The 19,893-nt window shown below is 41.5% G+C and carries 21 protein-coding genes; 11 read left to right on the forward strand and 10 right to left on the reverse strand.

From position 1 onward, the window contains the following. Nucleotides 1-142: 142 nt before the first annotated feature. The 4 genes from ACPUYX_RS07570 to ACPUYX_RS07585 all read right to left on the reverse strand — a co-directional run bounded on the left by ACPUYX_RS07570 (nucleotide 143) and on the right by ACPUYX_RS07585 (nucleotide 4,564). Entirely contained in the window at nucleotides 143-511 is a 369-nt protein-coding gene (locus ACPUYX_RS07570) for a hypothetical protein (protein ID WP_426379123.1), read from the reverse strand. A gap of 183 nt (nucleotides 512-694) precedes the next feature. Further along, nucleotides 695-2,044 carry a YeiH family protein gene (locus ACPUYX_RS07575; RefSeq protein ID WP_426379124.1) on the reverse strand — a complete coding sequence of 450 codons (1,350 nt, stop codon included), beginning with the start codon at nucleotides 2,042-2,044 and terminating at the stop codon, nucleotides 695-697. Nucleotides 2,045-2,709: 665 nt separating this feature from the next. Continuing rightward, on the reverse strand, nucleotides 2,710-4,059 hold the full coding sequence (locus tag ACPUYX_RS07580) for a YeiH family protein (RefSeq protein WP_426379125.1): 1,350 nt from the start codon (nucleotides 4,057-4,059) through the stop codon (nucleotides 2,710-2,712). A gap of 283 nt (nucleotides 4,060-4,342) precedes the next feature. Continuing rightward, nucleotides 4,343-4,564, reverse strand: a complete 222-nt coding sequence (locus tag ACPUYX_RS07585) for a hypothetical protein (protein WP_047808549.1) — start codon at nucleotides 4,562-4,564, stop codon at nucleotides 4,343-4,345. A gap of 401 nt (nucleotides 4,565-4,965) precedes the next feature. On the opposite strand from ACPUYX_RS07585, the gene ACPUYX_RS07590 reads away from it, so the two are divergent. From ACPUYX_RS07590 to nagA, 6 genes are all read left to right on the forward strand, one after another. Then, on the forward strand, nucleotides 4,966-5,514 hold the full coding sequence (locus tag ACPUYX_RS07590; protein ID WP_426379126.1) for an isochorismatase family protein: 549 nt from the start codon (nucleotides 4,966-4,968) through the stop codon (nucleotides 5,512-5,514). A 139-nt stretch (nucleotides 5,515-5,653) separates the two neighbouring features. Continuing rightward, nucleotides 5,654-6,328 carry an SOS response-associated peptidase gene (locus ACPUYX_RS07595; RefSeq protein ID WP_426379127.1) on the forward strand — a complete coding sequence of 225 codons (675 nt, stop codon included), beginning with the start codon at nucleotides 5,654-5,656 and terminating at the stop codon, nucleotides 6,326-6,328. Between the two features lie 346 nt (nucleotides 6,329-6,674). Next, on the forward strand, nucleotides 6,675-7,595 hold the full coding sequence (locus ACPUYX_RS07600) for a ComEC/Rec2 family competence protein (protein ID WP_426379128.1): 921 nt from the start codon (nucleotides 6,675-6,677) through the stop codon (nucleotides 7,593-7,595). 55 nt (nucleotides 7,596-7,650) lie between these two features. Continuing rightward, nucleotides 7,651-7,860: a DUF3006 domain-containing protein gene (locus ACPUYX_RS07605; RefSeq protein ID WP_088228236.1), complete on the forward strand. Its 210-nt coding sequence runs from the start codon at nucleotides 7,651-7,653 to the stop codon at nucleotides 7,858-7,860. Between the two features lie 154 nt (nucleotides 7,861-8,014). Continuing rightward, nucleotides 8,015-8,509 carry a rubrerythrin family protein gene (locus ACPUYX_RS07610; RefSeq protein WP_426379129.1) on the forward strand — a complete coding sequence of 165 codons (495 nt, stop codon included), beginning with the start codon at nucleotides 8,015-8,017 and terminating at the stop codon, nucleotides 8,507-8,509. 107 nt (nucleotides 8,510-8,616) lie between these two features. Further along, nucleotides 8,617-9,771, forward strand: a complete 1,155-nt coding sequence (nagA, locus tag ACPUYX_RS07615; protein ID WP_426379130.1) for an N-acetylglucosamine-6-phosphate deacetylase — start codon at nucleotides 8,617-8,619, stop codon at nucleotides 9,769-9,771. A gap of 35 nt (nucleotides 9,772-9,806) precedes the next feature. On the opposite strand, the gene ACPUYX_RS07620 is transcribed toward nagA, so the two are convergent. Beyond that, the gene (locus ACPUYX_RS07620; RefSeq protein WP_426379131.1) at nucleotides 9,807-10,304 is read right to left on the reverse strand and encodes a GNAT family N-acetyltransferase; all 498 of its coding nucleotides are present in this window, start codon (nucleotides 10,302-10,304) and stop codon (nucleotides 9,807-9,809) included. Nucleotides 10,305-10,475: 171 nt separating this feature from the next. Continuing rightward, entirely contained in the window at nucleotides 10,476-11,090 is a 615-nt protein-coding gene (locus ACPUYX_RS07625; protein ID WP_426379132.1) for an undecaprenyl-diphosphatase, read from the reverse strand. A 196-nt stretch (nucleotides 11,091-11,286) separates the two neighbouring features. On the opposite strand from ACPUYX_RS07625, the gene ACPUYX_RS07630 reads away from it, so the two are divergent. The 4 genes from ACPUYX_RS07630 to ACPUYX_RS07645 are packed head-to-tail and all read left to right on the forward strand — an operon-like array spanning nucleotide 11,287 to nucleotide 14,480. Next, nucleotides 11,287-11,808, forward strand: coding sequence for an RNA polymerase sigma factor (locus ACPUYX_RS07630; RefSeq protein WP_426379133.1), 522 nt, complete (start codon nucleotides 11,287-11,289; stop codon nucleotides 11,806-11,808). Between the two features lie 16 nt (nucleotides 11,809-11,824). Continuing rightward, the gene (locus ACPUYX_RS07635) at nucleotides 11,825-12,325 is read left to right on the forward strand and encodes a zf-HC2 domain-containing protein (RefSeq protein WP_426379134.1); all 501 of its coding nucleotides are present in this window, start codon (nucleotides 11,825-11,827) and stop codon (nucleotides 12,323-12,325) included. Further along, nucleotides 12,322-13,179: a hypothetical protein gene (locus ACPUYX_RS07640; RefSeq protein ID WP_426379135.1), complete on the forward strand. Its 858-nt coding sequence runs from the start codon at nucleotides 12,322-12,324 to the stop codon at nucleotides 13,177-13,179. The genes ACPUYX_RS07635 and ACPUYX_RS07640 overlap by 4 nt, the downstream gene beginning before the upstream one ends. Before the next feature lie 23 nt (nucleotides 13,180-13,202). Then, nucleotides 13,203-14,480 carry a DedA family protein gene (locus ACPUYX_RS07645; RefSeq protein ID WP_426379136.1) on the forward strand — a complete coding sequence of 426 codons (1,278 nt, stop codon included), beginning with the start codon at nucleotides 13,203-13,205 and terminating at the stop codon, nucleotides 14,478-14,480. A 204-nt stretch (nucleotides 14,481-14,684) separates the two neighbouring features. Here ACPUYX_RS07645 and ACPUYX_RS07650 read toward each other — a convergent pair whose 3' ends face one another. The 4 genes from ACPUYX_RS07650 to ACPUYX_RS07665 all read right to left on the reverse strand — a co-directional run bounded on the left by ACPUYX_RS07650 (nucleotide 14,685) and on the right by ACPUYX_RS07665 (nucleotide 18,332). Further along, nucleotides 14,685-15,557, reverse strand: a complete 873-nt coding sequence (locus ACPUYX_RS07650; RefSeq protein WP_426379137.1) for a hypothetical protein — start codon at nucleotides 15,555-15,557, stop codon at nucleotides 14,685-14,687. A gap of 47 nt (nucleotides 15,558-15,604) precedes the next feature. Then, on the reverse strand, nucleotides 15,605-17,059 hold the full coding sequence (locus ACPUYX_RS07655; RefSeq protein ID WP_426379138.1) for a sensor histidine kinase: 1,455 nt from the start codon (nucleotides 17,057-17,059) through the stop codon (nucleotides 15,605-15,607). Beyond that, nucleotides 17,056-17,712, reverse strand: a complete 657-nt coding sequence (locus ACPUYX_RS07660) for a response regulator transcription factor (RefSeq protein WP_426379139.1) — start codon at nucleotides 17,710-17,712, stop codon at nucleotides 17,056-17,058. Before ACPUYX_RS07660 ends, ACPUYX_RS07655 begins: the two co-directional genes overlap by 4 nt. A gap of 293 nt (nucleotides 17,713-18,005) precedes the next feature. Beyond that, entirely contained in the window at nucleotides 18,006-18,332 is a 327-nt protein-coding gene (locus ACPUYX_RS07665) for a DUF1992 domain-containing protein (protein ID WP_426379140.1), read from the reverse strand. Between the two features lie 471 nt (nucleotides 18,333-18,803). On the opposite strand from ACPUYX_RS07665, the gene ACPUYX_RS07670 reads away from it, so the two are divergent. Beyond that, nucleotides 18,804-19,796 carry an NADH:flavin oxidoreductase gene (locus ACPUYX_RS07670; RefSeq protein ID WP_426379141.1) on the forward strand — a complete coding sequence of 331 codons (993 nt, stop codon included), beginning with the start codon at nucleotides 18,804-18,806 and terminating at the stop codon, nucleotides 19,794-19,796. The last annotated feature ends 97 nt before the right edge of the window (nucleotides 19,797-19,893 follow it).

Consider the following 19,893-nt stretch of genomic DNA (forward strand, 5'->3'; position numbering starts at 1 on the left):
CCTGCCATGAGTTTTAAGAAAAAAAGAACAAGTCATTAAAAAAGGATGCAGACCTTTTTCAGTCAACACCCATAGCCGTTTCAGCAGGTAAGAACAATTATTCGCATTATAGGTAAGACATAATTGATTTTCAGAACAAGGCTTAAAGGACTCCCCATTTGCGGGTATACTCCAACTTAATGATGTACTCATCGTTGTGGAAGCCATGGCTGCTCAAAACATTAATGACTTTATTAACCTCAAAGGATTGGGTTTCCATTTGGACAAAGCCTTTCCTTCCGGTGATGGCCCAATCTTCATGAGCTTCCAGGAGTACTTCCATCATCTGGGCAATTCGTTCTAAGCGTTCCGTCAAATAGTTCTTCCATAATCTGATATCCTCCGGACCGATGTCTTTCCCCAGTGTCACTTCGGTTATAAGTTTGTTTTCTTTGTTCTTTAGTTTGGGGAAATTTTGATGATAGAATTGGATAATTACTCGTTGTACACAGGTCTCGTTGTTAATATTCATTGGTCTGACTCCTATTCCCCAATCAATCTATATCGTTACACTGAACCTGTAAACAAGCTTGCTCTCTGTTTATTTTAACGTTTTTCCGAACATAGGTATAGGGCAAAAAGACCTTTGCGAATGTTTTTTTGCCCTATCGAACTATAACCTTCGGCTGAATATTTGCCTCTAGCATCAGTGCAATTACTTAACTAATTGCCAGAAACCACCAAGAATGATGGTGGAGAAGATGAATCCTAAAGGAACGTTGACACAAACGCCGGCTGTAAAAGCTGCAAAAGGCTTCCAGCCTACGGATGTTAAATCGCGAAAACGAGTTGTTAAACCGATGCAAAGGAAGGTGAAAATGAAGGTCCAACTTCTTAATACTTTTATGGGGTTTATAACATCCGCCGTTACAGAGGCGGCTGCATGAGGGCTGGATGTTGCAACAATAATTGTTAATAGTATAGACGCTATGAAGAAACCAATAACAAATTTGGGGAAACGGTACCAGATTTCACCGGCTTGGGGTTTGGCACCACTTTCGTCTTTTTCCCATTTTGTTACGGAAATCAAAGCCATAATGAAGCACCAGATTCCAATCCACATATCACGGCCTACGACTTTCATAAGCGTAAAGGTTCTGATAGCTTGTTCACTGATGGCCGCAGCCGCAGCCATTCCGGCGGCATCAGCAAATTCGGAGGTTCCAATCCATGCTCCACCGGGGCCATCAGGAATTCCAAAGGCTTTAATGACAAAAGGCAGGCCAATAACCATAACGATAGCCCAGACAACAACCAAGGAAATAGCCACAGAAACATGCTGCTTTTCAGATTTGACTGCACTGCCGATGGCAATAGAAGCCGAAACACCACAGATTGATCCGCCGGCAGCTAAGGTGGCAGCAAAACGGTGATCGAGTTTCAAAACGCGTGTTCCCACAAAATAAATCGTTAAATAAGTAGACACAGCGATAACCGTTGCTTGCAGAAAGGCGGCCGGTCCGGCTTGCACAATCATTGTAAAAGGAAGAGTTGCTCCTAAGAGAACAATCCCTGTCTTGACATAGAATTCCGTTCTTAATGAGGTATTAAACCATTCCGGCAGTTTAAACAGATTAGCTATAATCATTCCGATGACCAAAGCCCAAAGGGGAGCCTCCAGATTATAGTGATTGGAAAATTTGCTTGCTCCTAGAATATAGATGACGATACTGGCAATAAAGATAATTGTAAAACCGAAGATAAATTCCCCAACTTTATGTCCCAGGGTTTTAATGGCAACGGTGAAAATCACGGTAAATACTAACCATAACAGGAAAAGATTCATGAGATTGGCTGAAAGGAAGGCAGCTATTTTACTAAAATCTGTCCAGTTTCCCGGGAAATTTACAGAGATGGATTTAATAAAGGTGTTGCCGGAGGTCCATAATAAAAGAGCAACGACGACGATACCGAGGCCTAACCATACTGCCCAATAATCCTCTTTCTTAAATAAATCCCCCAATCCGCCTGATGGCCTTGTTTGGGTCTTCATATTAGTACTCATTGGTTCTTCACTCCTTTTGCTTTTGGTATGATCTTTTAATTATCATTGAGTTAGATTGTCGTGGAATTTTAAAAATCACTCCCTTTGCATTTTTTGTATCCAGAAACTGTAATACTTTCCCATCGTTCAAAGCTTCATTTCATAAAGAATAATGAGGACTGTTCTCTGAAGTGGTTTAAAACGATTACTGGATACATGAAATCTATTAGTTTGATTTCGATATAATCATATAAGCAATAATTATGCCAAGTTTCTTCTGGAGAAAGATTCGCCTAGATAGGCCTCTTATTGCTTTAGTATGGAAGCTTTTGATTTGCTGGAATCGTGACAATTTGTCACTTGTGCCAAAATGTCCTGTCAAAATGTCTTATAGTAGTAGTGAACTCGTTCAGCTAAAGCTGAACATTGGGGTTTCGGTGACGAAAGCGTCTTGTGGACACTTTCGCCGAAAGCACCTTGCCCATAACAAATGCTATCGCGCTGAAGGATGGACTCCACTCCCACCGAAGCGAAATATGGTAATGATTAACATTTGAAGTGGGAGTCTTACGATTGGATAAAAAAAACTCCCGCAGATAAGTATCTGCAGAGAGTTTCAAGCAAAAGTCGATGTTTTAACATCAAGTATCTTTTTTAACTATTCTTTATGTTATGGCCACTAATTATTATTTAATAGTTGTCCAATAATTCCCCATGATTACCACCGACAACAAGTAGCCTAGAGGAATATTCACCAATACACCGGCGGTGAACGCTGCAAACGGTTTCCAGCCAACGGAAGCAAGTTCTTTCAGGCGACTGGACAAACCGATTGAGAGAAAAGTAAAGATAAATGTCCAATTTCGTAATTCGATAATCGGACTAATAATAGTTTCATCAAGGGTTTTGGCAGTCATTACATTAGAAGACGCTGCTAAAAAGGTTATGATAATCGAGGCAATAATGAATCCTAAAACGAATTTTGGGAAGCGAATCCAAATATCAAGAGCATTTGGGTTTGTGTTACGATACCGTTTATCCCATCTTGTGATCGACGTAAGAGCCATAATAAAACACCAGATCCCAATAAACATATCACGGCCCACGACTTTCATGAGTGTGAAGGTTTTGATGGCTTGTTCATTAATGGCTGCCGCTGCTGCCATGCCGGGGGCATCAGCAAATTCTGCGGTTCCGATCAAAGCTCCTGCCGGACCGGGCAAAATATTCAAGGCTTTAATGGCCAGGGGAAGAATGAAAATCATGATGATGGAGCAAAGAATTACCAATGAAATTGCCATTGATACATGTTGCTTTTCAGCTTTAACAGTTCCTCCCATGGCAATAGAAGCAGAAACGCCACAGATAGAGCCTCCTGCTGCCAGCGTTGCAGCGAAGCGTTTATCAAGGGAGAAAAGGCGTGTCCCAGTCCAGTATATGGTGAGGAAGGTAGCAACAGCAATGATTGTTGCCTGAGCAAAAGCGGTGGAACCGGCTTGAAGAATTAAAATAAACGGCAGGGAAGCTCCCATTAACACAATCCCGATTTTTACATAAAACTGAGTCTGGAGTGCCGTACTTAACCAATAAGGTATCTTTAGAAAATTACTAATGATAAGGCCTACGACGAGGGCGAGAAGGGGAGTTTCAAAGTTATAGCGCTTCATCACATCCCAAGAACCCCAAACCGAAACAAGAACACTCAACAAAAAAAGAAAGCTGAATCCTACTATAAAGCGTTTAACTTCTCCAGTGAGCGCCTTAACGGCAATTGAAAATAAACCAAGAAAAAATAAGTAGAGGGTAAAAAGAGCACTTTTATGACTGCTGATGTAAGCAACAGCAGTTCTATAATCACTATAGTTTGGTACTTTAAGGACAATCCGGTTCAGAAAGTTATTTCCTAGACTCCAAAACGCGATGGCTAATACTACAATTGTAAGACCCAACCACATTGCCCAATAATCTTCCTGTTTCCAAAGGTCGGACCAACCTCCGGACGGAGCAGTTGGTTTTTTGGCTGATACATAGCCCAATAGCATCCCTCCCTTTCTCAACCGACCTGAATTTTAACTTAATATCATTATATACTAAGTCTGGGGCTTATATGGACATAATCTTTTGGCTTAGATAAATTTAATGAATTTATCTAATCGTGAGACTCCCACTTCTACAAGTGGGAGTGGCCCCGATGTTCAGCTTTAGCTGAACGAGTTTACTTGGAGTGACTATTAAGAAAAATCATAAAAAGAAACAGGCTTCCAGGATTTATGGAAAGCCTGCATTGTGATATTCTTTTAAGAGAGGAGAGCTGACTTTTTAGGCGTTAAGGTAGTGGTATCCTTCCTTTTTGAGCATCTTTTTGACCTTAGTTAATTCCAGCGGATCAAAAAACTGAAGTTCTTTTCCGTTTCGGATGGTCCAAATTTGGGGGTTTAAATGTCCTTCTTTAATGAGTTTCTTAAATTTGAACCTTGATACTTCAAGGTAATATGTAGCTTCCGTCGTATTTAAGAGAGAATACCTGTATTGCGGGGTCATTGATACAGCCTCCTTTATAAGCTAAAATAAACAGCTCATTTTAAGTAACGACGTCTCGGACCCAATACGCAGTAATAGCCTCACCTCTTTTCCTGAGTGCTACCCTTCCTTAATTATATACGTTGAGTATTAACGCAATATTAATAAAACTTTACGAGCAGGTTAATACTGAAAAGACATGAAAGCACGTAAGGTTAGAATGAAACGTATATAAGTGCTCCTCCAAATCTCCAGGTAATACCTAATGTGAACCGCTGGCCAATAACGATAAGCGGACGAGCTTATCGCCATACTGCAGCTCATTACGCATGTTCTTGCAGTGTGGATTGGCCGAATGTCCCAGAAGCCAAGGATGGCGATATTCTTTATAGTTACTATTACTATTAATGGGGAGTGATTTAATGGAAAAGTACTGTTTAAACGGAGAAGAAGCAGTGTTGATGGCTATTGATATTCAAGAACGATTGGTACCTTCGATGAAATATGGAGAAAAGGTTATTCAAAACACGAATATCTTAATTTCGATTATGAAAAAAATTGGAGCGCCAATCATTGCAACAGAACAATATCCTAAGGGTTTGGGGAAAACAGTTTCTGATGTAAGCAGCAATCTAGATGGTTCCTCAACCTTCGAAAAGAGTACGTTTAGTGGCTGTACCAGCGAAGTGACTTCTGCTCTCCAAGTTCTTGGAAGAAAAAAGATCATCATTACCGGAATGGAAACTCATGTTTGCGTATTTCAAACTGTAAGGGATTTATTATCTCAAGGTTATCAGGTTTTTGTAGCTAGTGATGCCGTATGCTCGAGAACTAAAGAAAATTACCGCAACGGACTATCACTTATGTCAGATATGGGAGCAGTTATATCAAATACGGAAACCCTGCTTTTTGATATCTTGAAGCAATCGGGGACGCCTCTTTTCAAGGAACTCTCTAAGCTGATTAAATAAGGGGATTAAAGAAACAACTCCCACTTCTTGTAAGTGGGAGTCTTACGATGTGGGTTAAAATAAGTTTGGACAAGAGTGGTATGTGGCTTTCCTAAGAATATTGAAGGATCCTGTTAGATTAGAAAGGTTGAATGTCAGGATGTGCGGCCGATTTTACTTGATCCAGGTCAAAGACCTTGAAAAACGTTTTGATTTTGTCCAACTCGAATTTGAGTTTGAGCCGCGCTTCAATATAGCACCGTCTCAGCTGGTTCCTGTAATTGTACGAGACAACGACTGCAACCATCTCCGGATGTTTCGCTGGGGTCTTATACCCTCTTGGGCTAAGGATGAACATTTGGGAAGTAAGATGATCAATGCTCGAGGAGAGACTTTAGGCGAAAAGCCAAGCTTTCGCAAATCCCTCGAGCAAAAACGCTGCCTGGTTTTAGCTGATGGTTTCTACGAGTGGAAAAAGGCAGGACGAATTAAAGAGCCTTACCGGATTACCTTGCAAGACGGTAAACCCTTTACCTTTGCTGGCCTTTGGGATACTTGGCTGTCACCATCGGGACAGAAGATAAACTCGTGTACCATCATTACTACGGCTTCAAACAGGCTTATGGAGACCATACATCAGCGTATGCCTGTGATCTTGCCGGCAGACAAGGAATCCCTTTGGCTCAATGTTGAGTCATGTTCCAGTCACGATGTTCAGGGTCTTCTGACGCCGTATCCGTCAGAAGAGATGGTTGCCTACGAAGTGTTGCCCTACGTTAATTCGCCGAGTTATGAAGGCCCTGAGTGTGTAATACCGGTAAATAAACTATTTTAGAGTATCCTAGAAGCTATCGGTATCGCGGCAGTTGTTCGTTCCAGGGGCTGTTGCAAAATAAAACTTGCAATAGCAATTTGCTCAAGCATTTTAGAATATGGTAAAAGAAGGGGCCAAAAAGGCGTTAAAGCGTCCTTATGGGCCTTATTTTTTTGCATATTATTTTCTGAAGGCTGTTTTGCACAGCCCCGATGGTCAGTTTTAGCCGAACGAGTTCACAAGCAAAAACTTTTTGTCGAAGGTAAATGTTATACTAAATATGAACCCCAAAGCAAACGATTAAAAAGAAAAGCATAATTAGAGTCAAATGAGTCAAAAGACTAAATAGTGAGAGGAGTTACCTTAATTGTTATCTCGCAGAAAACTTTTTATCATCCCTTTGGTTATCCTCATGTTGATGGTTTTTTCCGGGTGCAGCCCTGCGGTAACAAAGCCAAATCCTTCAGACATTCAAACAAAACAGGGCGGCTTGTTACAGGTTCATTTTCTTAATGTCGGCCAGGCAGACAGTATTTTGGTGATGGTACCTAACGGTCAGACAATTCTTATTGATGGGGGAAATGTTGAGGATGGACCTGGGGTTATCAGTTATCTGAAATCTCAGGGAGTCAAACAACTTACTGCGATTGTTGCCACTCATCCCCATGAAGATCATATTGGCGGACTTGCTGCTGTCATTCGCAGTTTTCCGCCCCAACAAGTTTATCTAAGCAATGGAACGGCAACCACTCAAGCTTTTAAAGATTTTATGACTTCTGTCAATAACAGCGGGGCCAAGAAAATTCGAGTTAAGGCGAATACTCAGCTCGATGTTTCCGGGATCACAGGTTTATTTCTGGCACCATATAGTGAACATTATGAAGATCTTAACAACTATAGTGCTGTTTTAAAGCTAACTTATGGTAAGGTTTCCTTCCTGTTCACAGGAGATGCTGAATCTATTTCCGAGGCAGAGATGTTAAAAAACGGGGAAGATTTAAGGGCAACAGTGCTCAAAGTTGGACACCATGGCAGCAGCAGTTCAACTTCCAAAGCTTTTCTAAAAGCAGTTTCTCCGCAATATGCTGTTATATCTGTGGGGGTTAATAATGATTATGGTCATCCCGCTCAGACGACGTTAAAAAAATTAGCGGGTGCCGGGGTTCAAGTATATCGAACAGATCAAGATGGAACAATCATAGCAACAAGCAACGGAGACACCATAACATTTACTAAAACTGGAGAAACAATTCCATCGAATACCCCGCCTCTTAAAGCTGCAGATTAGAAAAACGAGTCGGAACTATTGAGGAAACCTTAAATTGTTGAGGGAGGATCATATTATGGCAATGATCATCGATCGTTTTGAGGGCGATTTTGCAGTCGTTGAAGTTGATGGACGATCTATGGAAAATATCCCTAAATCCGATATTCCCGCTGGGGCTAGAGAAGGCGATGTACTTCGGCCTGTCAACGGCAAGTATGAAATTGATAGTGAGGAAACGAAACGGCTTAGGGACGAGGCTGCCAAACTCACCCAAGATTTGTGGTGATATAACCTGTGAACTGTAATTATTTTTTAACCCCATACGGCAGGAGTTGTCATAAAACAGTAGAAGTAGTGATATATATATTCTTGCGTGCTTTTGTAATGGTCTTATGTTAAGCGGCCAATCATGATGCTTAGTGAAATGGGAGGGAACGTATATGAATAGCCAAAAAACATTGGAAAACTTGATGAGCGCTTTTGCCGGAGAATCTCAAGCCAATCGGAAATATCTGGCTTATGCCAAAAAAGCAGAGTCTGAAGGGAAAAAGAATGCTGCGAAACTTTTTAAGGCTGCCTCAGATGCAGAAACAATTCATGCTTTAAAACATTTTGAGGTCGCCGAAAAGATTAAGTCAACTACGGAAAACTTAAATGATGCGGTTAAGGGTGAGAACTATGAATTTCAAACTATGTATCCGGAATTTTTGAAAGTTGCTCAAGAAGAGGGTAACCAAGCTGCCATAAGAACATTTTCCTATGCTCTTAAAGCTGAAGAAGCCCATGCTAAACTCTATCAAGAAGCCTTAGATAACTTGGAGCAGGAGGAAGAAGTCTTTTATTATCTCTGCCCCGTTTGTGGAAACATTGAAAAGTTCGTTCCGGAAAAATGTCCGATCTGTGGGGTTCCGGGATCTAAATTTATTAAGTATTAGAATATCCTTTAGAAAGCAAGAGCTGCTGCCGAATGAGCCGAATAGGTTTGTTTTGCAGCAGCTTTTTGCTATCAGGTCAATGTTGTTGAATTAAGGTGGTTAGGTTTATGCAGGATCTCCTTATTGAGAAGGGTAACGTCTTTATAAACGGTCGTTTTGAAACATGCGATATCGGTATCAGCAATGGAAAAATCGTAAGTTTAGAGAAGAACAGTTCTGATCAGAAAGCCTTTAAGCGTTGGAATGCTGCCGGTAAAAGAATAGTTCCTGGCTTTATTGATGTTCATACTCACGGAGGAAATGGAGTCGATATTAACAATGCAACGACGAAAGATCTGCTTCGGCTCAGTCGTTATTTTGCCACTCAAGGGACAACCGGATGGCTTGCCTCGATCCTCACCGATACCTATGAAAGGACCGTCCAGTGTATAGAACAGGTTTGCCGGGCTAAAGCGGAGATAAAGGACGGGGCCCGAATCCTGGGCATTCATTTGGAGGGACCCTTTCTCAGCGAGGCTTATAAGGGAGCAATGAATAGGCGTTGGCTGCGAAAAGCCGACAGCTCCTTGTTTGAAACCTATCAGAAGTCAGCGGCAGGTTTGATTAACTATATAACGGTTTCCCCCGAAGTGGAGGGAGCGCCCGAGTTGGTTAAAGAACTATCGGCGAAAGGGGTCATTGTCTCAATTGGTCATTCGGGGGCAGATTATGAGACTGCCTTAGCTTGTATTCGCAATGGAGCGAGGAGCGCGACTCACACGTTCAATGCTATGAGATTATTGGATCATCATGCTCCCGGAATTTGCGGAGCTGTACTAGAGACGGATGTTTATTGCGAAGCTATTTGTGATGGAAAACATCTTCATCCGGGAATAATAAGATTGCTCCTCAAAACGAAGGGCCTCAATAGAATTGTGGCCATCACAGACAGCATCATGGCTGCCGGATTGCCTGATGGATTTTATAATCTTGGAGTCAGCAGAGTCCAGGTCAGGGACGGGGATGCCAGACTTATCAGCGACGGCACGCGAGCGGGAAGTACTCTTACCACATCAATTGCTTTAAGAAATCTGATGAATTATACCGGTCGAAAATTAGAAGAGGTTATTTTGCTGCTGACAGCAAATCCTGCATCAATGTTGAATCTGGAACAGCATAAGGGCTCTATTCAGATAGGCAAAGATGCCGATCTCGTCGTCCTTGATGAGCTGCTCAGAGTTGAGATGACAATAGTCGGCGGCAAAATAGTTTACCAACGATAGACGCTTTAACAGTACCGAACAAATACTGGGTGTTATTACAGCTCTTTTTCGAAACACATGATCGTTAATTTATCGCTTAGTTTCTGCTGGTAAAAGGTGAATCCCCTCTTAACCCAGAACTTTAAAGCGTGGTCATTTCCCTTAATAACGCCAAGGCGTACCTTTTTTAAACCTTCTTGTCTCATCAAAAACTCATAGTTTTCCAGTGAGGCCAAGGCATACCCTTTGCCATGATTCTGGGTATGTATCATTAATAACCCAAGCCAAGGCAGCTTATCCGATGGATTCTCGATGAGGTAATCAATCACTCCTACAGGGGAACCATTAACCATGATATAACTCATGACTGCGCCGATTCTTTTAGATGATTCGTACATCTCTAGGATTTCTGCATCAGTAAGTTCAGCATGACTTTTGGACAATAGGTTATAATCTTTATTTGAGTTAACGATTTGTTTTAATAGTTCAAGACGATTCGAAGTGACCGGTTGGAATTCAACCAACGGCAACAGGTTTATCGAATTTTCATTCAATGTAATGAACAACCCTTCTCTAGATTATTTGGTGACTTGCGTGTTCCTTTACTAAATAGGTTCGGTATAGAAAATATCCTTATAAGATTCTTATTATTGCTATATTATACCATAAAATGTAAAGAGGACAGCCTCTTGCTGTCCTCTTTACATTAACTAACTCGAATCTAATTACCTCATTTTTCCAACTAGTTCTATATGTCCTTCTGAGTATCTTCCATATCGAAATAACCGTAGTCCCAAGTTTGTTAAGGGCCTTAAGACCGGATTAATAAGCCAGACAATCCTAGAACTTGCAATTCCGATTATAACACCGGCAATCACATCAGTAGGCCAATGCACGCCACAATATATACGGGCAAATGCTACGATAATGGCCAAGAGTGTAAAACACCATCTTACCCAAATAGAAGCTTTACCCCATGATCCGGCGGCAAAACCAAAACTCCCCGAAGTATGATCACTTGGAAACGATGAATCCAGCGAATGAGGAATAAGTTGGGTAAAGGTTCCCTTAGAGAGCGTAACAAAAGGTCTGGGCCGGAAGAAAAAATGGCCTATGATAACATTAAAGATCAATGCTAATACGCCTGAAAAACCGGCGACGACTAAGGCGTGTCGCCGATCTGAATCAGACTTAGCCAAAGTAAACCAAGCGATTAAAAATAAAACAGCATATAACTCTAAGGCATATTGGGCAAAGAAAGCCATCAGTTTATCCAATACTGGGTGGTGGCCCGCCCACTGATTAATAAAATGGTAGCCGAAACGATCAAATGAATTCATCGAATTATTATCCTCCTGTCGTTCGTTTAAACTGTCTAATTGATAAGACGAGAGAAGATGTTAAAAGTTCACGTCTGAAAAATATTTTTTTAAATGAACTTTTTCTTTGGAGCATCGTCTTAATATTAGAGAGTTCAAATTAGAACTATAGGGAGGATATCGCGGAATTCACCAAGAAAGAAGAAGGGAGAATGCTGTGGCGGAACTCGACATTTCTCTCATAGAGCAGGTTCTATCTGGGAATACAGAAGCGTTTAACCGACTTGTACAGAACTACAGCGCTTACGTTTACCGTACAGCATTTGCTTTTCTTCATGATAAGTCGGAGGCGGAGGATGCATCTCAGGAAATCTTCTTAAAAGTATACCGATCAATCCATCATCTTAAAGATGTTCATATGTTTCCTGCCTGGTTTAAAAAAGTTATAACGTCTGTCTGTCTCGATCGAATCAAACTCAAAAAACTTGATATTGTACCTGAATCACAGATTGAATCACTAAGCTCGTCCTTCAACGATCCAAGAGATATTCGAATTGAGCTTCGCGAGGCTCTCGGTCTGCTTAGCTCAGAGGAACGTGAACTTGTTCTGATGGTCGATTGGCAAGGCTATAATTACCAGGAGATCGCAGCTATCTTAAAGATTCCACTAGGAACGGTTAAATCTCGAATCCATGCAGCAAGACTACATTTGAAAAAAATCCTGTCTGATGAGACTTAAAGAAGGAGGGTTACCCATGGAATGCCTGCAATGTATGGAACGAATATCAGAATATCTTGATCATGAGCTTTCAATGACCGAATGCGAAGATATAGAAGATCATTTTGTGGAATGTTCTGATTGCCTAAATCTAAAAAATGAGCTTAATACTTTATGCGAGGCAACAAGGCTGAGTATTGAAAGTATCCCTGTCCCATTAGGCTTAACAGATAAAATTATCCTAAGTATTCAAGCGGAAAAACAGAGGACATCTAAAAATCAATGGCTTACTGCAATTTTTTTACTTCTCCTCTCAAGTCCTCTTCTGCTGTTGCTCACACGCGCCTTTTCCAGAGTTTTTTATTTGCTATACGTTATCGGTACCGCAATCGGGCGGTCCTTAATGACATTATTTAGCGTTGTATCTCCATGGTTCATTCTTTCTCTGGGAATTTTCTCGGTGATCGTCGTAATCACTAGTGCCTTCGTCATAAAAAAGCTAATCCATGATTTTCAGTTAAACGAGGTGTTCCAATGAAGAGGAGCTATAAATTCAGTATCGTTTTAATCCTTGCGTTGCTCCTTTTCTTGCCTAGAAATGCCCTGGCGGATGAACTATCTTCCCAATTTGGCGGTACTACCCCGTTAACTGTTCCGACTGGACATTTTGTTGATTCTGTTTTGGTTCTCGGCACAGACGCTCATATTGCCGGGGCCGTCAAAGATATTGTTTTAGTCATCAATGGCGACGTCTATCTTGAACCTACGGCTCAGACTGATCTCGTTATCGACTTGGGGGGGCAGGTTATTAACCCTTCCAATGTCGTAGTCAAAACGGGAATATTTCGGCTCAGTTTAACGACAAAGTTTATGAATGAGTTATTTATCGGTTTTGCAATGGTTTTAGGCCTTTGGCTCGTGCGCTTGATCGTCAGTATATTTGGTATTGTATTACTTACCGGATTAGGTTTTTTATCCCGTAACCACTTGAAACGAGGAGAAAGCCTTCTAACAACTTCCCCCTTAAGACTAATGAGTATCGGGTTGGCAGCATTTTTTATTATCCTGGGGCTGGTTATTACTCTTTCTCTGACTGTTATTGGTATTCCGTTGGCAATTTTAATTTTAATTATTGCAACAGGAGCTGTCTTATTGGGAATACTACCTGTACTTGAGCATCTTGGAAAGGAATACTTTTCAGAAAAAATACTGGACTATCCAACATTAAGTCAATGGTTCATTTTCGCTCTGCTTTTTGTTTCCGTTTTAAATCTTCCGCTAGTGGGTATTATCGTTCTTTTTGGTGTTATTTTAATGAGTTTAGGAATTGTAACCGTGGCCGCATGGGGTTATTTTGAAAGGCGCAGACACAGATTACAAACTCCTGAATAACTTCGATCCCATAAGGAGCAATTATGAGTTCAGCATTTCTTATAGCTTTTATATCGCACTATGGATATCTGGGTCTATATGTCATTTTGGGAATTTCCATTTTGGGAATTCCTCTCCCCGATGAAACACTAATGGTCTTCATTGGATTTTTGACTTATGAAGGAAAACTGAATCTTATTTTAGCGGTATTATCTGCGGCAAGCGGAAGCATTACCGGTATCACCATTGCCTATTTTCTGGGAAGATTATTTCAACAGAACGTCATGCACCACCTTAAAAAACATGCTGGCAGTGAGCGTCTGGAAAAAGCATTTCAATGGTATCACCGGCATGGCGGTAAGCTCTTAACCATTGGCTATTTTATCCCCGGGGTTCGTCATTTATCGGGTTATATCGCTGGGCTAACCCGTTTAAGTTACAAAAGTTTTGCTTTCTTTGCTTATCTTGGGGCCATTCTCTGGGTGTCAATTTGGGTCATCATTGGCAGACTGCTGGGGAGCCGCTGGAAGATGCTTCTTCCCATTATCCATCGTTATGCTTTTATTTTGGGACTTATGGCTGTTTTCCTAATTCTAACGTTCTATTTTGTATACCGATACCATCAACGATTGGGGGATTGGTTATATCATCAATGGCAACACTTGCCTGAACGGTATATGTCCTTGGGCAAGCGGCGTTTTGTCGTCACGGTCGGCGGCCTCTTGTTTTTGATCCTATTTATTATCTTCATGGGTTTAATCCAAGATTTTGTGGCTTATGAAGTAGGCCCCTCGGATAATCTCGTTGTGACTTGGTTAGCCAGTTCATCTCCCTATTTTCTGGTGCCGCTGATGCAATTCGTCAACGCTCTGGGAACGCATCTTTTTATCCTCATAGTTCTTATAATTGCGGGCGGATTACTTCGGTTTACGACAAAACGCTGGGCTCATATGGTTCCCTTAGCTTTGGCCTGGCTGGGCGGAACAGTCATTGATTCATTGTTTCGTCTTATTTTCAGAGGGTATGGTATTCAACTTTTCGAAAACCTTACGCCCTTTCAAGCGCCGAGCCAAGGTTTTCTTATCGCAGCCTTATCGTTTTATGCGGTCCTTGGCTACCTTGTAGGGAAAAACAGAAAGAGGAAGGGTCAGCTTTTTCTGGTCTTTGCTGAATTCCTATTATTAACTCTCTTAGCCTTAAGTCCTATTTATCTCCGCATTCATCCTCCGAGCACTATGGTTATGAGCCTTACGGTCAGCGGACTCTTAACGTTAATATGTCTCTTTGTCTACGAGTTTCGCTTTTTGTATTTAAAAAAATAGCTAGGTTATTATAAAATACAGATTTCTTCAATCCGCTATCAATTCGAAACCATAGCAATGATCTCATTTTAATCCAGAATAAAGCGTCCTCACTACACAATCCAGTGGAGTGGGGACGCTTCATTTTTGCCTGAATTTCATAAATCTTTATTGCTGCCCATAATGAAAATGAACAAAAGAGAAAGGAATGGGTCCGTTATTGTTTTAGCCGACTCCATTAGCTGTTACCGGATGATAATCCCAGCTTCCGTCATAGCCGCTGGGGAAGTATCGATAGGCCGCCGCTTCTTTATTTTCGCCTGTTAAGCGAACCGCACAAGCAGAGCCGTCAGATAATTGACAGACAACCGAGACACCGGTTTGCGGGGTTGCTCCAACCACTTTACTGCTGGTGATCGTGAGATCTTCTGGGATTAATTTGGCGATATCGTCTTCAGCCGTTTTTACCCACTCGGGATCTTGTAGATTTTTATTATCGGCTACCTTATATGAAAGGTCGTAGACACCTGCATCGAGCATAGAACCGGTTATAGAGTTAACACTGGCAAGATACCTTTTTGTGCTGTTGCTCTCATTGGGAGCGTGAAAGATGACCGTCCAATTGTCCGAGTTGGGCACAGAGTTTCTTGAAAAACTTGCCTCAGCCGTGTAACCGGTAAAATCAACGCCGTAAGCTTTTTTCAGGATTGCCGCAGCATAAGCGGCAGCCTGATCTGCTGAAATATCTTTGTCACCGGGAATTCTGTTGGCTAAAATGGTCTTGATTTCTTCATCAAGTTTCTCAGGTGTTACGTTTGCATTAACGGCTTTATGTTTAAGTTCATCTTTTAGTTGCGTGAGATCGACCTTCTGCTTAGATAAGTCAACAACTTTGTATTCGCTGCTGATTTTTACGTTGGAAATCTGAGCTTGGTTATTCCCTTTTGTAACGTTAGCAGAGGCAACGACATTAGCGGAGACAGTTTCCGGTATGTTATTGTTGAGAGCATAGGCCATTGTAGAACTGCTTGCGATAATGATCGCGGTTGCCGCACCGTAGATCCAGACTCGTTTGGCTTGGGGTATAATCTTCAACATCTTTCAAACTCCTTTTTTAAAATGGTTTGTTCGTAGCTACATACAAATTATATCTCTGTGAGGATTAGAGAGTTTTCAGAGGGTTGTAAAGAAGTCGTAAAAACAATCTGTACTTTAGTTCCTTTTCCAGGGCTGGAGATGATTCGTAATTCCCCACCATGCATTTGGGTAATTTCACGGCAAAGGGCTAATCCCAGACCGACGCCGCCGGAACTGCGGGAACGTGCTTTATCCACGCGATAAAAGGGTTCGCATACTAAAGCAGTCTGTTCTTCGTTCATACCGCAGCCTGAATCCTTGACTTCGAGGATGGGAAAGGAATCAAAATAAGCTGAGAGCTCAATGGTCGAATGGTCTGCGGAGGCTTTTGCAGCATTGTTGACAAGGTTTATAAGCAGCGATTGCAGGAGGACGGAGTCTCCCTTTAGTTTATCTAGAGTAGAATAAAGGACTAATTTTTGACCTTTCTCTTTTAAGGTCAGCTCTGAGGCTAATTTAACCTGCTTAAGCAATTCCAAAGGGACGATTTCTTGAAGCTCCAGTTTGCTGTTTCTGATCAGCGCCAAATCCAGTAACTTAAAGGCCAGATTTTTTAAACGGTCGATCTCACTAATAATATAGTCCGCTGCTTTTAGCCGCTTCGCTTCATTGGTATGGGCGTTTTGCAGATATTCGGCATAGCCTCGAATTGCTGTCAGCGGAGTTCTTAATTCATGGGCCAGATTATCAATAAGACGCTGTTTATCCTGGGCATTTTTATCAAGCTCGTTAATCTTCTCTTGGATGCTTGAAGCCATTAAATTAAAGTTCACGGCTAAATCATGAAATTCATCCTTGCCCGGTATCCAAATTCGTTCGTCGTATACTCCGCCGGCAATTTTTTTGGTGGCTTTTTGCATGGTTCTTATAGGATGGGTGAGTTTTCTTAAAATCAGCAAGAGTACCAGGGTCAGTATAATTTCAACCAAGGTACTGATGGTGATCAAATAGCGGGTGAGCTGGGAGTGGGCATTATAAAGTTCAGACAGGTCACGCACGTAAGTAAGAGTATAATCGCTGTAAAGCCCCCCGATGTTTCCAGTGATATACAAGTAATGGATTCCGTTGCTGGGCAGAACTTTAACGGTATAGGTGTTATTGGAGCTCTGGGTTTGTCCCTCGGTATTGATGTCAGATTTGGCCTGGGAGGGAATATTAGTAAACAAGATCTGCTTGGACTTCTTGAGTTCAAAATATACGTTTTGAAGTTTGTAATAGTCCGCATATGAGCGCATCAAACTTTCTGTTGAAGAAGGCGTTGGCAAAGCCTGGTCACGGTAATATAAACTGTCCATGGTTTCTGAGACACCATTAAGGATAAGTTGGTATTCCCCTAATGCCCGGTCCGTATCTCGCTTCATGTTGAGGGAGAAGCTATAACTGGAAGTCAGGTACAAACAGACATTGATAGAAAAGATGAATACTATTAGAATTCCTAAAAAGGCCTTTTGCCAGAACTTCAAGGGTCCACCTCCAGGCGATATCCTAATTTGTAGACGGTCTTTATTCTCTGTTCCCAATTGAGCTTTTTGCGCAGTTTTTGGATGTGTACATCGACAGTTCGCGTTTCGCCCAAGTAGTCGTAATTCCAAGCCATTTTGAGCAGCTTTTCGCGGGATAAGGCGATGTTTTTATTTTTAATGAGTATTTCCAATAATTCATATTCGCGAAGAGTGAGTTCGATTTCCTTGTTGTCAACTGTAACGATTCTGCTTTCCAAATTAACAACCGTATTATCAAGGGAAAAGGTATTCGTTGAACGATGGGTACGGCGGAGAACTGCTTCAATCCGGGCCAACAGCTCAATGGTTTCAAAAGGTTTAACGATGTAATCGTCGGCACCTAATTTTAGCCCTTTGACTCGATCTGACAGGCTGCCCATGGCAGTGAGAAAAATTACCGGGGTATTTTCAGAGACATACTCCATCAAGGTGAATCCATCCAGGCCTGGAAGCATGATGTCCATAATAATCAGAGAATAGGTATTTTGCTTCATGTAATTCAGCGCTTCAGGGCCGTTATAGGCTTGTTGGCTGGTATGCCCCACTAATTCAAGATTCATAGCAATCAGATCGCTGATGGACTTTTCATCCTCAATAATAAGAATATGTGCCATAAAACCACCTCAACTCATATTGTAGCATGCCCTTAAGGTCGACAATGTAATAGAGTTGTAAATTCGGTGATTATAAGGTCAGGCGGCTGCGTAAAAAGGAGTGCCCCAAAGCAAATCGAAGTTTCGCTTTGCTTTGGGGACACTCCTTTAATTATTTCATTGCATTAATAAATAACATCATAAATACTATTTGATTAGGCCTTGCGATTTAAGACATGCACTTGCCACATCTTCCCAAATCAATAAATGAGCAGCTTGTTTTTGACTTAAGAAATAATCTTGAGCAAAAATAATTATTTCTTTTGTTTTTTATAGTCGTTTATTAAGTTATATTTTAATTGCGTCTCTTGCAGCTTCCTCTGAATTGCAAGCCTTTCTTCTTGATCAGGGCAGCTTGACATCTGTTCCTTTAATTGTTCCATATCCTTTAACAACTGTACTTCTTCAGGAACAAATCCTGCATTCCTTAAAAGCATATATCCGGCGCGGATTCCTGCGGGAAGACTTGCCCAGTAGTCGAGGTTGATAGGTTTACCCTGTGAAGGAAGATTATCAAATTCGCCGTTTCTGAGGGCTTCTTGAATTCTGTCTTCTGCAATTTTATCGAAAATGTTTGACATCGAAGGACAGCTCCTTAATCCAAACTTTAGATTCTATAATCTTATTATATAAGGTTTAGATAGTTTTTTTAAGTTCAATTTGCAGTGAACTCGCTTACGCTAAAGCTGAACATCGGGGCTTCAGATACAATAATGTCCAGTGGACATTATTGCTGAGCCGCCTTTCCCAATAGGAATACTTAGCGGCGAAGGAGGACTCTACCCTACCTGAAGTTTACGAAGGACCCACCCCCACTTATAGAAGTGGGGGTCTTAAACTAGATAAAACGGCTAACTTGATGATCTAAGATTTTCCTGACTGATATAAGCCAGAAGAATTGAGAGAACTAGTTTTCAAAAAGAGCAGTATAGGGGGCCATAAATTAACAGAGGATACAACATAGAGGCATTATTAATGTTGACAACTCATTCTATTTTACTAAACTATCATGTATAACGAGTACATAAGAAACAATAAGGGGGTTCCCGACAATGTATTTAGACCAACCTGTAGAAAACAGTAAATTATCTTTAAAAAATAGATTAGTAATGCCGCCAATGGCTACTGCCAAATCTGGAATAGATGGGGGCATCACTCAGGATGTTTTGGATTATTATGAGGAAAAAACTAAGGGTGGTTATCTTTCTCTGGTAATCATTGAACATAGTTATGTCTCTCTTGCTGGAAAAGCTAGCAAAAACCAACTCTCCGTCGCTGAGGATTCTCTTATAGACGGACTGAAAAAGCTGTCTAATCTTATCCATAACAATGGTTCCAAAACAGTGATGCAAATTAACCATGCCGGAAGTGCCGCCAGCAAAGAAGTGATTGGTATGGACCCCATTGGTCCTTCAGCTGTGATTAATCCTTCCAAGGAAAATGCAGCAGTGCCAATAGCACTGGATAGAGATGGAATTAAAGAAATCATTGATAATTTCCAAAAAGCTGCCATAAGGGTAAAGAAGGCGGGATTTGATGGCGTGGAAATTCATTCTGCCCATGGCTACCTCCTTAACCAATTCCTATCTCCACTGACGAATAAAAGAACTGATGAGTACGGTGGTGATATAACAGGAAGAATAAAACTTCACCTAGAAATCATTAAGGCCATTCGTGAGGGGGTAGGCGACTTCCCGATTCTTCTGCGTATGGGGGCAACGGATTACAGAGAAGATGGCCTTACCATCGAAGACAGCCAAAAAGCTGCATCAGCTTTTGCTCAGGCCGGGGTCGACATTTTAGATATCTCTGGGGGAATGTGCCGATATTCCCTTCCGGGTGTTCAAGAACCCGGATACTTTGCTCCCTATTCTGCGGCTATCAAGGCAGCAGTATCAATTCCTGTAATAGTTACCGGTGGGATTACTAAAGCTGAAGATGCTGAAGCGGTTCTTAGGGACAAAAAGGCCGATTTAGTTGGGGTCGGAAGAGCCATCTATAAGGATTCTAAATGGGCCCAAAATGCTATGGAAAGTTTGGAGTGAACTTGTTCAACTGAAGCTGAACATAGGGGCTTCGGTGACGGAATGACCTGTGACACTTTCGCCGAAAGCCCTAGCTCATAACAAATGCTATCGCGCT

It is taken from the genome of Desulfosporosinus sp. SYSU MS00001, assembly GCF_049943955.1.
GTDB lineage: Bacteria > Bacillota > Desulfitobacteriia > Desulfitobacteriales > Desulfitobacteriaceae > Desulfosporosinus.

Bases quoted from the DNA above. Each gene is read 5' to 3' on its own strand.
- ACPUYX_RS07570 (WP_426379123.1), bottom strand. From the start codon at position 511: ATGAATATTAACAACGAGACCTGTGTACAACGAGTAATTATCCAATTC.
- ACPUYX_RS07575 (WP_426379124.1), bottom strand. From the start codon at position 2,044: ATGAGTACTAATATGAAGACCCAAACAAGGCCATCAGGCGGATTGGGG.
- ACPUYX_RS07585 (WP_047808549.1), bottom strand. From the start codon at position 4,564: ATGACCCCGCAATACAGGTATTCTCTCTTAAATACGACGGAAGCTACA.
- ACPUYX_RS07590 (WP_426379126.1), top strand. From the start codon at position 4,966: ATGGAAAAGTACTGTTTAAACGGAGAAGAAGCAGTGTTGATGGCTATT.
- ACPUYX_RS07595 (WP_426379127.1), top strand. From the start codon at position 5,654: ATGTGCGGCCGATTTTACTTGATCCAGGTCAAAGACCTTGAAAAACGT.
- ACPUYX_RS07605 (WP_088228236.1), top strand. From the start codon at position 7,651: ATGGCAATGATCATCGATCGTTTTGAGGGCGATTTTGCAGTCGTTGAA.
- ACPUYX_RS07610 (WP_426379129.1), top strand. From the start codon at position 8,015: ATGAATAGCCAAAAAACATTGGAAAACTTGATGAGCGCTTTTGCCGGA.
- nagA (WP_426379130.1), top strand. From the start codon at position 8,617: ATGCAGGATCTCCTTATTGAGAAGGGTAACGTCTTTATAAACGGTCGT.
- ACPUYX_RS07625 (WP_426379132.1), bottom strand. From the start codon at position 11,090: ATGAATTCATTTGATCGTTTCGGCTACCATTTTATTAATCAGTGGGCG.
- ACPUYX_RS07635 (WP_426379134.1), top strand. From the start codon at position 11,825: ATGGAATGCCTGCAATGTATGGAACGAATATCAGAATATCTTGATCAT.
- ACPUYX_RS07640 (WP_426379135.1), top strand. From the start codon at position 12,322: ATGAAGAGGAGCTATAAATTCAGTATCGTTTTAATCCTTGCGTTGCTC.
- ACPUYX_RS07645 (WP_426379136.1), top strand. From the start codon at position 13,203: ATGAGTTCAGCATTTCTTATAGCTTTTATATCGCACTATGGATATCTG.
- ACPUYX_RS07650 (WP_426379137.1), bottom strand. From the start codon at position 15,557: ATGTTGAAGATTATACCCCAAGCCAAACGAGTCTGGATCTACGGTGCG.
- ACPUYX_RS07660 (WP_426379139.1), bottom strand. From the start codon at position 17,712: ATGGCACATATTCTTATTATTGAGGATGAAAAGTCCATCAGCGATCTG.
- ACPUYX_RS07665 (WP_426379140.1), bottom strand. From the start codon at position 18,332: ATGTCAAACATTTTCGATAAAATTGCAGAAGACAGAATTCAAGAAGCC.
- ACPUYX_RS07670 (WP_426379141.1), top strand. From the start codon at position 18,804: ATGTATTTAGACCAACCTGTAGAAAACAGTAAATTATCTTTAAAAAAT.